13 protein-coding genes are annotated in these 14,105 nt (G+C 66.1%); 3 read left to right on the top strand and 10 right to left on the bottom strand.

All coding sequences use genetic code 11. From position 1 onward, the window contains the following. Nucleotides 1–6: 6 nt before the first annotated feature. Together A5658_RS17630 and A5658_RS28885 are read right to left on the bottom strand one after the other, a co-directional pair. Entirely contained in the window at nucleotides 7–2,550 is a 2,544-nt protein-coding gene (locus tag A5658_RS17630; RefSeq protein WP_067337859.1) for an ABC transporter permease, read from the bottom strand. Further along, a complete protein-coding gene (locus tag A5658_RS28885) occupies nucleotides 2,532–4,766 on the bottom strand; it encodes an ABC transporter ATP-binding protein (RefSeq protein WP_231997354.1) in 2,235 nt (744 codons plus the stop codon). The genes A5658_RS17630 and A5658_RS28885 overlap by 19 nt, the downstream gene beginning before the upstream one ends. A gap of 214 nt (nucleotides 4,767–4,980) precedes the next feature. Between A5658_RS28885 and A5658_RS17620 the strand changes: the two genes are divergently transcribed. Together A5658_RS17620 and A5658_RS17615 are read left to right on the top strand one after the other, a co-directional pair. After that, nucleotides 4,981–5,646 (top strand): TetR/AcrR family transcriptional regulator, encoded by a 666-nt coding sequence (locus A5658_RS17620; protein ID WP_067338502.1) that lies wholly within the window; start codon nucleotides 4,981–4,983, stop codon nucleotides 5,644–5,646. A gap of 8 nt (nucleotides 5,647–5,654) precedes the next feature. Further along, entirely contained in the window at nucleotides 5,655–6,155 is a 501-nt protein-coding gene (locus A5658_RS17615; protein WP_067338499.1) for a nuclear transport factor 2 family protein, read from the top strand. A gap of 13 nt (nucleotides 6,156–6,168) precedes the next feature. Here A5658_RS17615 and A5658_RS17610 read toward each other — a convergent pair whose 3' ends face one another. After that, entirely contained in the window at nucleotides 6,169–6,813 is a 645-nt protein-coding gene (locus tag A5658_RS17610) for a GntR family transcriptional regulator (RefSeq protein ID WP_067337855.1), read from the bottom strand. Nucleotides 6,814–6,902: 89 nt separating this feature from the next. On the opposite strand from A5658_RS17610, the gene A5658_RS17605 reads away from it, so the two are divergent. After that, complete coding sequence (locus A5658_RS17605; protein WP_067337852.1) at nucleotides 6,903–7,619, top strand: enoyl-CoA hydratase/isomerase family protein; 717 nt, start codon at nucleotides 6,903–6,905, stop codon at nucleotides 7,617–7,619. Between the two features lies 1 nt (nucleotide 7,620). On the opposite strand, the gene meaB is transcribed toward A5658_RS17605, so the two are convergent. From meaB to A5658_RS17570, 7 genes are all read right to left on the bottom strand, one after another. Further along, a complete protein-coding gene (gene meaB, locus A5658_RS17600) occupies nucleotides 7,621–8,505 on the bottom strand; it encodes a methylmalonyl Co-A mutase-associated GTPase MeaB (RefSeq protein WP_067337849.1) in 885 nt (294 codons plus the stop codon). Next, nucleotides 8,502–9,536, bottom strand: coding sequence for a CaiB/BaiF CoA-transferase family protein (locus A5658_RS17595; RefSeq protein ID WP_082993248.1), 1,035 nt, complete (start codon nucleotides 9,534–9,536; stop codon nucleotides 8,502–8,504). The genes meaB and A5658_RS17595 overlap by 4 nt, the downstream gene beginning before the upstream one ends. Beyond that, nucleotides 9,536–9,937, bottom strand: a complete 402-nt coding sequence (locus A5658_RS17590; protein ID WP_067337844.1) for a cobalamin B12-binding domain-containing protein — start codon at nucleotides 9,935–9,937, stop codon at nucleotides 9,536–9,538. The genes A5658_RS17595 and A5658_RS17590 overlap by 1 nt, the downstream gene beginning before the upstream one ends. Further along, complete coding sequence (locus tag A5658_RS17585; protein WP_067337841.1) at nucleotides 9,937–11,514, bottom strand: methylmalonyl-CoA mutase family protein; 1,578 nt, start codon at nucleotides 11,512–11,514, stop codon at nucleotides 9,937–9,939. Before A5658_RS17585 ends, A5658_RS17590 begins: the two co-directional genes overlap by 1 nt. Nucleotides 11,515–11,704: 190 nt before the next feature. Continuing rightward, entirely contained in the window at nucleotides 11,705–12,010 is a 306-nt protein-coding gene (locus A5658_RS17580; RefSeq protein ID WP_067337837.1) for a hypothetical protein, read from the bottom strand. A gap of 84 nt (nucleotides 12,011–12,094) precedes the next feature. Further along, complete coding sequence (locus tag A5658_RS17575; RefSeq protein ID WP_067337834.1) at nucleotides 12,095–13,174, bottom strand: carboxymuconolactone decarboxylase family protein; 1,080 nt, start codon at nucleotides 13,172–13,174, stop codon at nucleotides 12,095–12,097. A gap of 13 nt (nucleotides 13,175–13,187) precedes the next feature. Continuing rightward, nucleotides 13,188–14,087: an SDR family oxidoreductase gene (locus A5658_RS17570; protein ID WP_197503148.1), complete on the bottom strand. Its 900-nt coding sequence runs from the start codon at nucleotides 14,085–14,087 to the stop codon at nucleotides 13,188–13,190. Nucleotides 14,088–14,105 lie beyond the last annotated feature (18 nt).

Genomic DNA, 14,105 nt, shown 5'->3' with positions numbered 1-14,105 from the left:
GGGCAGCTACTCGTCACGCAACTGGGATGCCAGCCCGGCCTGGGTTGTCTGCCACGCGGGACCGACCGCCGCCAGCACCGCCGACAGGACGGCGAGGGCCGCATAACCGGTCGCTTCTGACGCCGGAAAGATCAGCGGGACAACAGCTCCCACGTCGACGATCGCGGCCCGCGCCACGACTCCGATGATCGCGATGGACACCATGCCCCCCAGGACCGCACCCGTCGCGCTCGCAATGACGGCTTCCAACGTGGTCACCGCGAAGACGGTGGCCGGGGTGGCGCCGAGCGCCTGGATCAACGCCACCTCGCGGCGACGCCGAATTCCGAGCAGCAACAGTGTCGAGGACACCGAGATGAAGGCGATCGCGAGCAGGCCGTATTTCAGCGTGTTCAGCGGTGCGAGGAACCGTGATTCGCCCGCGACCACCGAGGATCGGTATCCGTCGGCGTCGACCATCGTCAGTGGCTGATTGAAGTGGGCGGCGTGAATCTCGTCGGCGATGCGTTGCAGGCTGACACCGGCTGCCGGCTTGATGAACACCAGCCCGGGGGGCTGCGGACCGAAGATCTGCTCGGCGAGTGGATAGGACATCTGAATTCGGAGCCCCCCTACTTCCGGGGTGGCCACGATCGTGCCGACGGGGATCTTGCGCGCGTTGGGTCCGCTGCCGAGCAGCATCGTGTCGCCGACCCGGACCCCGGTCCCGCGGGCCAGAATGCCGCCGATGACAAGCTGATTCGCCTCGACGCTGCGTCTCGGCGATTGGCCGGCCAGCGCGTGATAGGAGAAGGTCGGGCGATCTTCTGCTCGTACGTAGGCCAATTCGCCGCCTGCCAGGGTGATTTCGATTTCAGCCATCCGCTCGACGGCGCCGACGCCGGGTAGCGCGGCGAGTTTCGACATGGTGTCGCGCGAGAACTTCGCATCGGTCGAGCCCCAGTCGGTGTACCGGGTGGTGGTGAGCACCAGGCGGCCGGTCGCCTGATTCTTCGCGACGTTGTCGACTCCGTCGTTGATGGCGATGAGAAAACCGGACAGCAGCGTCGCGACCGCCACCGGCACCGCGACGGCACCCGCGATTGCGATCATCCGCGACTGATCCGCGCGCAGACCGGTGAACGCGATCGACAGCGCGGCGTGGCGAGTCCGTTCCGGCCGGAGCCGGATCAGGTCCAGGAATTCTGGGCCCACGTAGGCCGCGGCCAGAAGTAAGCCCACGATGGCAACCACGACGCTGACGTTGGCGAGTCCGGCCTGCCATGGCGCGAGGCCACCCGACGAGGTGGCGCACCACACGGTGATGACGCCGGCGACGCCGATCGCCAGCAGCGCCACCACTTTGCGCCAGACGCCCGTCGACTGATTTTCCTCAGCGGCGGCGCGGCCCGAAAGTTCGGTCGCGATGGGGGTTTTCGACGCCGATAGACTCGGCAGCAGGGCCGCGAGCACGGCGAGCAGGACGCCGATTCCCAGCGCCGCCACGACGACAATTCCGTCGATCACAACGGGGACGTTGACCCCGACGAACTGTTGGGTCAGGTCGCTGGCGCTGGCGACGACAGGATGGGCGATGACGATTCCGAGCAGAACCCCGATGACTGATCCGGAAGCGCCAAGCAGCGCAGCCTCGGCGACAAACCCGCCGAACGTCATCAGCGGCGAGGCCCCCAGCGCGGCGGCGATCGCGACTTCGCGGCGGCGCTCTTGGATCGACAATCGGGTCAACTGCGCGATCAGAATCACCCCGACCCCGATCGCGATCAGAGCGAAGATCGCCAGCAGCGGAAACAGGATCACGTTGACGTTGAATCCTGCCGCCGGATCGTCGCGGGTCAACACCCGGTAGCCCGGGCCGAGCGAGTCGACCGTGGCGGCGATGCGCTTTTGCACGTCGGCCCGGTTCGCGTGTTCGGCCAGCGTGACATAGACGGAGTCCACTCGGTCGTCGCGGGCGAACTGGGTTTTGGCGGCGCTGAGCGGCAGCACGATCACGCGGCCGTTGTTGACGTCGTCCAGCTGCGGGATTTGCGCGAGCCCGGGTATCGGCAGCTGGCCGGTGTCGGTCGCCAGCGTCGCGGCCTTGCCCAAGGCGCGGCCGAAGGTGGTCGAGGTCGCCATCACCTGCGGCTCTTGTTGGCCTGCGCCACACACTTTCGGGTCGATGATCCAGCGGGCCGAACAGTCGATTCCCAACGCCAGCACGACGGTGTCGCGGTCACGGTCGCGCACCTGTGTCGCGGCGCGGACCACCGGGGCGAGCACCGCGACGCCCGGCACCTGTCTCGCCTTGGAGATCACCGACGGGCCGATGCCGCCCTGGGTCGCAGAGCCGACGATGCGCAACGGCGCGGGGCCGGCGATTCGGTAGCCGACGTCGTCGATAGCTGTTCGGACACTGCTGGTTTCGATCATCACCGCGACGACGATGGCCACCCCGCCGCCGAGGGACAGGGCTGCCAGCAGCGCGCGCAGGGTGTGCCGCCGAATCGCCCGGAGGTTGATGAGCCGCACGACGCTGACGGCCGCGGCTAGTGCGGTGCGCGCCATGCCGCCCCGCCGCGCCGAACCTGCCGCTTGTCGCTTTCGATGCCGCCGTCGAGAAGGGAGACCAGCCGGGGTGCCTCGTCGGCGATCGACCGATCGTGGGTGACCAGCACGATCGTCTGTCCCGCCGCGTTGAGGTTGTAGAGCGCCTCGATCACGCGGCGGCCGTTCTTGGTGTCGAGGTTGCCCGTCGGCTCGTCGGCCAGCACGACTTGCGGCGCCATGAACAACGCGCGGGCGATTGCGACGCGCTGCTGCTCACCGCCCGACAATTCCGCGGGCACCCGCTTGGCCATGCCACCGAGTCCGAACTGCTCGAGCAGCGCGATGGCCCGGTCGTGTTGGACGCGGCCGGACTGACCGGCCAGCAGGCTGGGCAGCATCACGTTCTCGGCCACCGACAGTCCTGACAGCAGGTTGAAGGACTGGAACACGTAGCCGATCCGCCGGCCGCGCACGCGTGCCAGTTCCCGAGCCGAGAGCTGGGCGACACTCATCCCGTTCACCAGAACCTCGCCGCTAGTCGGCGGTTCGAGCAAGCCGAGAATGCTCAGCAATGTCGACTTGCCCGAGCCGGACGGGCCGACCATGGCGACGAATTCACCAGAGCGAATCTGCAGATTGATGTCGTGGATGATCGGGATCGCGGTGGGGCCGGAACCGAACGATTTGTAGAGGCCGCGAGCTTCCAGGACCACCGGCCGATTGTCTGCGGCCTGCGTCGAATGTCCTGGGGCGGTGGCGTTTTGAGCCTCGCCGTTGAGGAAAGCGGTGGAGGAGGCAAACAGCGACGCACGGGCGGGAGTCACGTCGGTGGCCGGTGCGGCTGCCGGTTGTTCGGGCGCAGTGACCGGAAGGGTTGTGACTTCGGCGAGGGCAGGCATGATCATCGGGATATCGACACCGGAGCCGACCACGAACACACCCTGCGGGCCACCCTCCATGTCGCCGGCACCCTTGACGATCTCCACGAGTGCGGCCACCGCTTCGTCGTCGTCATGCGGCAAAAACCGCCGGCGCAGATCCACGACCATCCCGTCCGCCGTACCGACCACGGCAAGCGTCGCGACGTCCGGCTCGATCGACAGCAGCGCCGTGCTGTCATACCCGGCCGACTCACCCGCCGCGCGAGCCAACGCGACCGCGGACGACGCCAACGAGGATGCGCTCGCCGATGCCAGCGCCGCACCCCGGGCCGGGCCCACCGACGGTTGTTCGGGCGTGCTGATCGGAAGTGCAGTCGCCGCAACGAGATCCGGCATGATCAGCGGGACATTCACACCGGAGCCAAGCAAGAAAATGCCCTGCGGTCCGTCCTCCGTCCCGTCCATCCCGTTGACGATCTCCACGAGGGCGTCCAGCGCCGCGGCATCATCGCTCGGCAAAAACCGCCGACGCACCTCGGCGATCCCCTCGTCACACGTGTTCAAGATCGCTGAGGTCGCCGAATCCGGCTCGATGCACAACAACGCGATCTGGGTGTAGCCGGCGGCTCGACCTTCGCTGCGCGCCAACTCGATTGCCGACGCAGTCAGCAACTCGGTGTTCGCCGACGCCAGCGCCGCACCCCGGGCCAGCGCGGTCTCGGGTTGCTCGGGCGCGGTGACCGGCAGGGGTGTCGCCTCGCAGAGCGCGGGCATGATCAGCGGGACGTCGACGCCGGAGCCGACCACGAACACGCCTTGCGGGCCGCCCTCCATCTCGCCCGCATCCTTGACGATGTCGGCGAGCGCGCCCACCGCTTCGTCGTCGTCGCTCGGCAAGAACCGCCGACGCACCTCGACGACCATGCCGTCGGCGATGCCGACCACCGCCAGCGTGGCGACGTCGGGCTCGATGCACAGCAGCGCCGTGCTGTTATATCCGGCCGACTCACCGGCCGCACGGGCCAACGCGATCGCGGAATGGAACGGCGACACCAGCAGGACGTTGTCTACCCTGCGCGTCGCCAGGCCCTCGCGCAGTGCCGTCGCCGCGGCCACGTCGAGCCAGGTCACCCCCGCCGATTTCACCTCGTAGCCGGCGCTGGCCGCCGTTTCCCGGGTGATCAGGATAGTGGCGATGATCTGCTCGGTCGTGGTGCCAGTCGGGAGGTCCGCGCCGTGGGCGATGTCGAAATTGCCGTGGTTGACGGCGACGCCGTCGGCTTTCGCACCGGCTACCAGGACGGTGCGCACCGAGGTTGGCGTCATGGAGACACCGAGCACCGCGTCCGACACGACTACAACAATAGTTTTGGCTGTGTAGTGACCCGCGCTCCACGTGCCCGGCAGCGGCTACTTTCAGCATGCTTCCGGCGTCGTGGACGCCTAGCCCCAGCCACGCCGATCGCACCACTAATCCCGGCGAGCGGAAGAGGCTCGGCAATGGCGAGGTGGTTGAAGCCGGTGTCATGCTTGAGCTGCCAGGCCCGTGGAAGTCAGGACACGAAGATTGCCCAAATCGCAGCGCCCCCGGGGCCGCGGCCGACCGGTGGGCGGGGGCAACACCGCCGAGCAGACGCGCGAAATCCTGCTGGAGGCCGCGGAGCGGTCTTTCACCGTCCGCGGCTACCGCGCCTCCACGATGGAACTCGTCGCCCGGGACGCCGGCTACTCGCGGGCCGCGATGTATCGCCAATTCCCCAACCGCGAACGACTCGACGAGGCGCTCATCCAGCGGACGACCCAACGGCACATGGCGACCATCCTGCAGCGCCACGACGAGGCCGCCAGCCCGGTCGACATGATCGTGGACGCACTGGTGATCGTCGCGACCGAATTGGCCCAGGACCCACTGCTCAAGACGATTTCGGACGCCTCCGACGAGGGCACCATCGCCCAGATGCTGGCCCGCAGCGCGACCGTCGCGCAGCTGGCCGAACCGGCGATCGAAGCCGTGCTCCGCGAGGATGACGGGAAAGACTTCCGGAATGACATCGACGCCCACGACGTGACGCAGTATCTGATCACCACCGCGCTGAGCCTGCTGCTGGGGATCATTCCCGGCACCGAAAACGTCGACGTCGCACGGCGCTACATCGAAGCGTTCATCCTTCCCGCGATCGTCAAAGATCCACCCAAGCCCCGTCCGGTGTTTCCGCGAAGCGCCGGTGGATGATGTTGGCTATGGATGCGGCGGCGACACTGCTCGAGATCGAGGCCATCAAGCAGCTCAAGGCGCGCTACTGCCGGCTGCTCGACGCCAAACAATGGGCGTCATGGCGGGAACTGTTCAGCGACGACTTTGTCAGCGACACCTCGACGTGTGGCGGTCAGATCATCACCGGAGCTGACGATTTCGTCGCCTTCATCCGCAAGACGCTCGGCAGGCCGTCGCAGGTGACCGTGCACCAGGTACATGCCCCGGAGATTGCGCTCGACTCACCGACTAACGCACACGGAGTCTGGGCGCTCAACGACGTCGTGCGGCTGGCACCGGGGCTCAACCTCAACGGTTATGGCCACTATCACGAGACGTATGCCAAAGTCGATGAGCGGTGGGTGATTACGACGTCGACGCTGACTCGGCTGCGGGAAGACGTGTTCAACGGACTGTTCTCCATCCGGGTGTCTCCGCGCATGCGTGATGCCGGCGCGCGGTTGGTGCGCCGCTCGGCAGGAAGCTAACCGCCGGACCGGGTCAGCGTTGGTCCAGCCAGGATGCCAGCGACCGGCCGGCTTCCAGCACGTGGCGCTCCGCGACCGCACGGGCGCGCTCGGCGTCGTGATCGGCGATCGCCTCGATCAGCTCGTCGTGCTCGTCGAGGGAGTGCTTTTCGTGTTCGGGGAAAAGGGTCAGGAAATTGGTAGGCACCATGCGGGTGGCTTGCGTGAGTTGGGCGATTAGCCGTCGGGAATGTGCCACCCGGTGGATCTCCTGATGGAAGCGCCAGTTGGCTTCGCCGATGCTGTCGTCACCCGACCGCGCGGCGACCTCGGCAGCCAGCTCGCGTAGCGACGTGAGTTCCTGGGGATTCACGCGCTCTGCCGCCCAGGCGGCCGCCTGTCCGGTCAGGACACCCAGAATCGTGAAGCTGTCGATCACGTCGTCGGAGGTGATGCCGATGACGGTGATTCCGCTGCGCGGCGCGATGCGCACGAGTCCCTCGAAGGACAGTTCGAGGAGCGCCTCACGCACTGGTGTGCGACTGGTGGCGAACTCGGTGGTAATGGCGTCCAGGTCGACGCGCGTGCCCGCGGGTAATGCTCCGGTCAGGATGCGGTCGCGCAATTCGCGCACCGCGCGCTCGCGCACGGTGCCGGCAATATCGAAGGTTCTGGGCATAGAGGAACGGTAGCTGGCTTTGACATATCACATTTGACATCTGATATAGATGTCTCACCGTGAGCCCATGCCTGAGATGGAGAACGTGAATGGTCGACCTTGAACTCGATGAAGGGCTGGCCGTCATCACGATCAACCGGCCCCATGCGCGTAATGCCATTGCACCGCAGACCATGGACCAGCTCGAGGAGGCGATAGCCGGCGCCGCGGGCGCGCTGTGCCTGGTCATCCGGGGCGAAGGGGAGAAGGCGTTCGTTTCCGGCGGCGACCTCAAGGAGCTCAGTTCGCTGCGCACCGAAGAGCAGGCGTCCGCAATGGCGTGGCGCATGCGGTCGCTCTGCGACGAGCTCGCGAACTTTCCTGGCCCGGTCGTCGCCGCACTGAACGGCCACGCACTCGGGGGCGGGGCGGAGGTCGCGGTCGCCGCCGACATTCGGGTGGCCGCCGACGACATCAAGATCGGCTTCAATCAGGTGTCGCTCGAAATCATGCCTGCGTGGGGTGGGGCGGAGCGGCTCGCGGCCCTCGTCGGCCGCGGGCGGGCGCTGATGCTCGCGGGCACCGGAACGATCCTCACCGCCGAGCAAGCCGAACGGGTCGGGCTGGTGGATCGCGTGCTGCCGCGGGCGACATTCGACACCGAGTGGCGATCCTTCGCGCGGGCACTGGCGAACAGGCCTGCTGGCGAGATCAAGCGCGTCATCAAGGGTGCGCCCGCCGACGACGCTGTCGCCGCTTTCGCGTCGCTCTGGGTGTCCGACGAGCATTGGGCCGCGGCGGACCGCGTGATGAATCGCAGCCGGTGAACTAGTCGTTGCCGTCGGCGCTGGTTGACTCGATCAGCAGCCGACCGGCGGCGGTATACGGATCGCATCGACCCTCGGCGACGGCGGCGGCCAACTTCTCGAGTTCTGGGTGGCGGTGCAGGCGAGTCTGCGCCAACGACAGGATCTGGGCGCGAGCGCGCGATGCCCGCCGGGCGGGCGTGTCGGCGCGGTGGTGGGCGTCGATCGCGTCGATCAATTCGGTGAGGCCTTCGGAGCGCGCGGCGACGAGTGTGAGGACTGGGGCCGACGTCTCGGCCCGCAGGTCGCGGGCGGTTTCCTTCGCGCCGTCGCGGTCGGCCTTGTTGACGACGACGATGTCGGCCACTTCGAGCAGGCCGGCCTTCGCGGCTTGTACGGCGTCGCCCGCACCGGGATTGAGGATGACGACCGTCGGGTCGGCGACGGCGGCGATCTCGATCTCGGACTGACCGACACCGACCGTTTCAACCACGATCAGGTCATAGGACAGTGCGGCGAGTAGTCGGATCGCCGCGGGGACCGCGGCGGCGAGACCGCCGAGGTGACCGCGGGTTGCGAGAGAGCGGATGAACACATCCGGGTCGTTGATGTGGGCGACCATCCGAATGCGATCCCCGAGAATGGCGCCGCCGCTGTAGGGCGATGACGGGTCCACCGCGAGCACCGCGACCCGCAATCCTCGTTCGCGATAGGCACCAACCAGCGCGGCGATCGTCGTCGACTTTCCTGCCCCCGGAGGACCGGTGATGCCGACAACCCGGGCGGCGGCCGGGACCAGGGCTGCCAGCACCTCGTCGCGACGAGCACCCTCGATCAGGCTGAGCAATCGACCGGTCGCTCGGGTCGAGCCGCCCGACGCGGCCGCAATCAGCTCAGCGACATTCATCCGCCGTGCTCATCGAGACGCGGTGGTGCGCCGTAATCGGGTTCATACCCGTGGATCTGAATTGGGTTGCGAATCAACCGGAATGCGCCCGCGGTGACGATCACCTCCGGGTTTGCGGCCAGCGCTTCGGGCAGCGTCCGGACGGCGGCGACCGGCACGCCCACCGGACGCAGCCGCGATTCCCAGTTCGCGGCGGTGTCCGTGGCCAGCGCGTCGGCCACCAAAGCAAGAACCTCGTCGCGCCGCGCGGCCCGCTCGCTCATCGTCTCGAACCCCGCGATGTTGGCCTCGTCGGCGAATAGTTTCCAGAATTTGTCGTGGGTGACGAACAGCGCCAGGAATCCATCCTCCGTCGAAAAGAGCTGTGCTGGAACGTAATACGAGTGCGCGCCCATCGGAAACCGCTGCGGCTCGACACCGTCGTTGAGGTAGGCCGACGCACGATAATTCAGCTGGGAGAGCATCACGTCGCGGAGCGATACCTCGACCTGTCCCCCGCGGCCGGAGACGATCTGGGCCAGAAGACCGAGGGCCGCAGTGAGTCCGGCGGAATTGTCGGCCGCGGAATACCCCGGCAGGGTCGGTGGTCCCAGCGGATCGCCGGTCAGCGCGGCGACGCCGGTGGTCGCCTGGATGACGTAGTCGAATGCCGGGTCGTCGCCCGCGTCCAGGCCAAAACCGGTGAGCGCCAAGCAGACAATTCGCTCGTTCCACACCCGCAGCGCTTCATAGGTGAGGCCATATCGGTGGATCGCGGATGGTTTCAAGTTCGCCAGCAGCGCATGCGATGTCGAAATCAGTTCGCCGAGCTCGCGCTGGCCCTTCTCGGATGTGAGATCAAGGCAGATGCTGCGCTTGCCTCGGTTGAGGCTGGCGAAATACGAATCCCCGACTTGCCGCGAAATGTCGCCGTCCAACGGTTCGATCTTGATGACCTCGGCCCCCAGATCAGCCAGCATCATCGTGGCGTACGGCCCGGCCAGCATGTGGCCGATCTCGAGGATCCGGATACCGTCGAGCGGGCCGGACATCAGTCCTGCGCCCCGGCTTCCGTCAGGGCGCGGACGTCACGCACAAGGTCCTCCAGTGACGTACCCGTCGGAAAGACCGCTGCCGCACCGGCATCCAACAACTTCTGCACGTCGGCCTGGGGGATCGTGCCGCCGACGACCACCGCGATATCGCCGGCGTCCGCGGCCCGCAGCGCATCGACGGTGCGGGTGGTCAGTGCCACATGGGCACCCGACAGGATCGAAAGCCCGACGAGCTTGACGTCCTCCTGCAGCGCGATCGACACGATGTCCTCGATGCGCTGCCGAATTCCGGTGTAGATGACCTCGAATCCGGCATCACGCAGTGTGCGCGCCACGATCTTGGCACCGCGGTCGTGTCCGTCCAGACCGGGTTTGGCCACCAGGACGCGGGCCCCCATCAGAACACCACCGGCTGCTGGAATTCGCCCCATACCGCTTTGAGCGTGGTCACCAATTCGCCTACGGAGCAATAGGCGTTGGCACAGTCGACGAGTCGAGGCATCAGATTTTCGGTGCCCTCGGCCGCCCGCGCGAGCGCGGCCAGCGTTTCCTTGACTGCGACCGAGTCGCGCTCGGCTTTGATCTTCGCCAGACGCTTCAGCTGCAGATCACGGCCCGCCGCGTTCAGTTCGTAGGTGTCGATGTCGGGCGCCGGCTCGTCGGTGACGAACTTGTTGACGCCGACCACGGGGCGCTCGCCCGACTCGACCTCTTGGTGGATCTTGAAGGCTTCGTCGGCGATCAGCCCCTGCAGGTAGCCGTCCTCGATGGAACGCACCATGCCGCCGTGCTTTTCGAGGTCGTCCATGATTTCGATGATCTTGGCCTCGGTGGCATCGGTGAGCGCCTCCACGAAGTAAGAGCCGCCGAGCGGATCGGCCACCTTGGCCACTCCGGTTTCGTACGCGAGGATCTGTTGGGTGCGCAGCGCCAGCGTCGCGGATTCCTCGCTGGGAAGGGCGAACGGCTCGTCCCACGCCGCGGTGAACATCGATTGGACGCCACCGAGCACCGCGGCCAGCGCTTCGTAGGCGACGCGCACCAAGTTGTTCTGTGCCTGAGGCGCATACAGTGACGCACCCCCGGCGACACAGCCGAAGCGGAACATCGACGCCTTGTCTGTGGTGGCGCCGTAGCGTTCGCGCACGATCGTCGCCCAGCGACGGCGGCCCGCCCGATACTTCGCGATCTCTTCGAAGAAGTCGCCGTGGGTGTAGAAGAAGAACGAGATCTGCGGCGCGAACTTGTCGATGGTCATCCGGCCGCGTTCGACGACCGTGTCGCAGTAGGTGACACCGTCGGCCAGCGTGAAGGCCATCTCCTGGACGGCGTTGGCGCCCGCGTCGCGAAAATGGGCGCCCGCCACCGAGATTGCGTTGAACCTCGGCACCTCGGCTGCGCAGAACTCGATGGTGTCGGCGATCAGACGCAATGACGGCTCCGGCGGCCAGATCCAGGTGCCCCGCGACGCGTATTCCTTGAGGATGTCGTTTTGGATTGTGCCCGTGAGCTTCTCGCGGGGCACACCCTTCTTCTCCGCTGCGGCGACGTAGAACGCCAGCAGGATGGCCGCGGTGCCATTGATCGTGAAGCTCGTGCTGATCTTGTCCAGTGGGATGCCGTCGAAGAGGATCTCGGCGTCGGCGAGCGTGTCGACAGCGACGCCGACGCGGCCGACCTCCTCGCCGTACTCCGGATCATCGGAGTCGTAGCCACACTGGGTCGGCAGGTCCAGCGCCACCGAGAGCCCGGTACCGCCCTGATCCAACAGGTACCGATACCGCTGGTTCGACTCCTCGGCGGTGCCGAATCCCGAGTACTGGCGAAACGTCCAGGTTTTGCCTCGGTAGCCGGACGCGAAGTTGCCGCGGGTGAACGGATACTGCCCTGGTGGCGGCGGGTCTGCCGGGCGGTCAGCCGGTCCGTAAACCGGTTGCAACGGGATTCCCGACGGGGTCTGGACGACGTCACTCATCGGAGCTGGCCAGCTTCATCAAACGCCTTCCACGACCATGTCAAACTTGGACGCTGACCGATACATTTTTCGGCCGATTTGTAATTGTAGGTTACGGCGATCCTGGCGCCTCGCCTGGTCTGCGAGCACCTCCTGATCCCTCAGGCGCCAAGGAACCACCAGGTAGAGGACGTCCGCGAGGTCGCTGGCTTTAGTTCGACCAGGGGTAGGCAAACAGTGGCCCGGTGACTCCATAGGTGAGGAGCCACGCCAACGCGCACAAGATCAGGAGCTGGATCGCCCAATTCAGCAACCGGCTCCAGTTCGCCGAAAGCAACTCGAGCCGGATAACACCGTTAAGCCGGGCAAGATCGCCGGCAGTCAGGAAGACTTTTCCCGTTCCAACCCTCAGCACGTAGCCACTCGTCCCGTTGGGCCGGTCCAACCGGACGAGATGGAGTCGATCTCCGTCGCGATCTCGCAGACCTATGAGGCTGGTTAGCTCGGTTTGGCGCACGTTTCCTCACGTTACGCCCCGCGACGATGACACACAATACTCTGTCCCACAGGCGATTTCGCATCAGCGATGAATACCGCTGGGTTATCGCCCGGGTGATAACCATCCGGCGATTCTGCGCGTCGCGATGAAGCTAGCCCAGGACACCGCCGCGAGCAGATCGGTGTCGGCCGGTTGAACGTCGCGAAACCCCTCGATTATGTTTTCGTCGATTTGGTACGGCGCCATAGCGACCAGCAGCGCGAGCCGTCCTGCTGCGCGATCGTGGTCGTCGAGGTCCTTGACCGCCTCTTCTGCCCAGCTTCGACTGATTCCCGGTTCCTCGCCGCTCCAGGTGGATATTCGATTGTGCACGAGCTGTCGGACGGGATACGTCAGGGCCTTCTGGCCGAGTTCCTCGATGACCATCTCGGCAGTGCCGAATGCTGCGGCGAGGGCAGGGCGAGGCGCGGTCCAGTCGAACTCTGCAGATGGCTTCGCCTGCGGGACAGCTCCGACGGCGCCCCCGGGTGTCACGTAGATCTGCATTATTCGCTTGCCCGCGACCGAGCCCGCGATTCCGATCGTGGTGCCGCGCAGCCAGCGCAGCTTGGACGGCAGTGCGACGGGGCCGTCGGGGAGGAAAACCTGCACGAGCCGGTCGATGTAGTGGAAGCAGGCGGCCGACGCGATGAGTTCGGGAGCTTCGTCAGGAGTGAAGGGCGGCTGGCGCAGGATTTCCGCGCCGGGCTGACGGTTGGCGAACGCCCACTCCGCCACGCCCCGGGTCTTGGGGTCGACGATGAGGTCGAGCCGCTTCGCGCGGATGGCGTCGGCGGTTGTCCGGGCGGCCGCGCCGGCGAGCAGCATGCTGTGTGCGTCAACGCAGAACGAGCATTCGTTGATCGCGGACACGCCTTCACAAACCACCTCGCGCAGGGTCCGGTCAACCGGGCCAGCGACGATGGACTCGCGGAGCATGCCCCACACCGCCGCCAGCAGCTCCGGGATCGGCGCGTGCAGGGTGACAGGCGGCACGAGCTGGAAATCTTTTTTCATCTGTGCGTACACGTCGGCGACGAGGCCATGCGCTTGCCGCGGCGGTACGGCGTTGATGTGTCTGATAATTCGGGGCGCGAACTTGGTGAACAGAAGCTCCTCGACAGGAGCTGACAGCAGACCCATCGTGAACCTCTCGTCAGCGAATCGTCGTGCGGGGAAGCATGATGGGAGTCGCAGTTGGGCCCTGGTCGGCCAGCGTCTGGTGGTAGGTGCGGCCGCGGCCCATGCCGACAAGAAATGCAACGGGTTTCCGCGTGAGGGCCGAGGCGAGGAAGTCACCGATCCGCGGTGAAAGCGCCTCTGCGAGAAGGAGTACCGACGCCGGTCGCGGCAGGATCACCCGGGGTGTTTTCCTGCGCACTGCTTTGAGCACTGCGCGCGCGACCTGCTCGGACGTCAACGGAGTCATGTGCCGGAACGGGGGCGGCATCTGGGTTTCGTCGACGTCGCGCAGGAGATCGGTGGCGGTCAGGGCGGGGTGAATGACCGAGACGCGGATATTGCTGCCGGAAAGTTCTTGACGCAGAGCATCGGAAAACGCCGAGACGCCGTGCATGACGATCGCGTATCCGCCGAAGCGGGCGAATGCTTTGCGTCCCATGACCGATGACATGTTGACGATCGCCCCCGACTGCTGCTGACGCATGATGGGTACTATCTGGCGGGTAAGGTGGATCGCTCCGAACAGACTGGCTTGCAACGTTAGTCGCAGATCTTCTTCGAAGTCCGGCGACTCGACGGCGCTGACCTTTCCGATGCCGGCGTTGTTGACCAGGATGTCGATTCGGCCGAACCGGTTCATCGCCGCCTGCACCAAAGCGTCGACATCGGATGGAGACGTCACGTCGGTCGGCACACAGAGTGCGTCTCCGCCGAGGAGTCGAATGTCCTCGCGCACTTCGGTAAGTCCCTCGCTGGAGCGGGCCGCCAGGATAGGCCTGGCGCCTTCGCGGGCGAACGCGAGTGCGGTGGCTCTGCCGATTCCACGCGACGCACCCGTGACTAGAACGACTTTGTCTTTGAAGGCCTTACTCATTGTCTTGTCTCCGATGTC

It is taken from the genome of Mycobacterium sp. 1245111.1, from assembly GCF_001673405.1.
Taxonomy (GTDB): Bacteria; Actinomycetota; Actinomycetes; order Mycobacteriales; family Mycobacteriaceae; genus Mycobacterium.
Note: the sequence above shows the minus strand (reverse complement) of the source record. Positions and strands in the feature narration are given on the sequence as shown.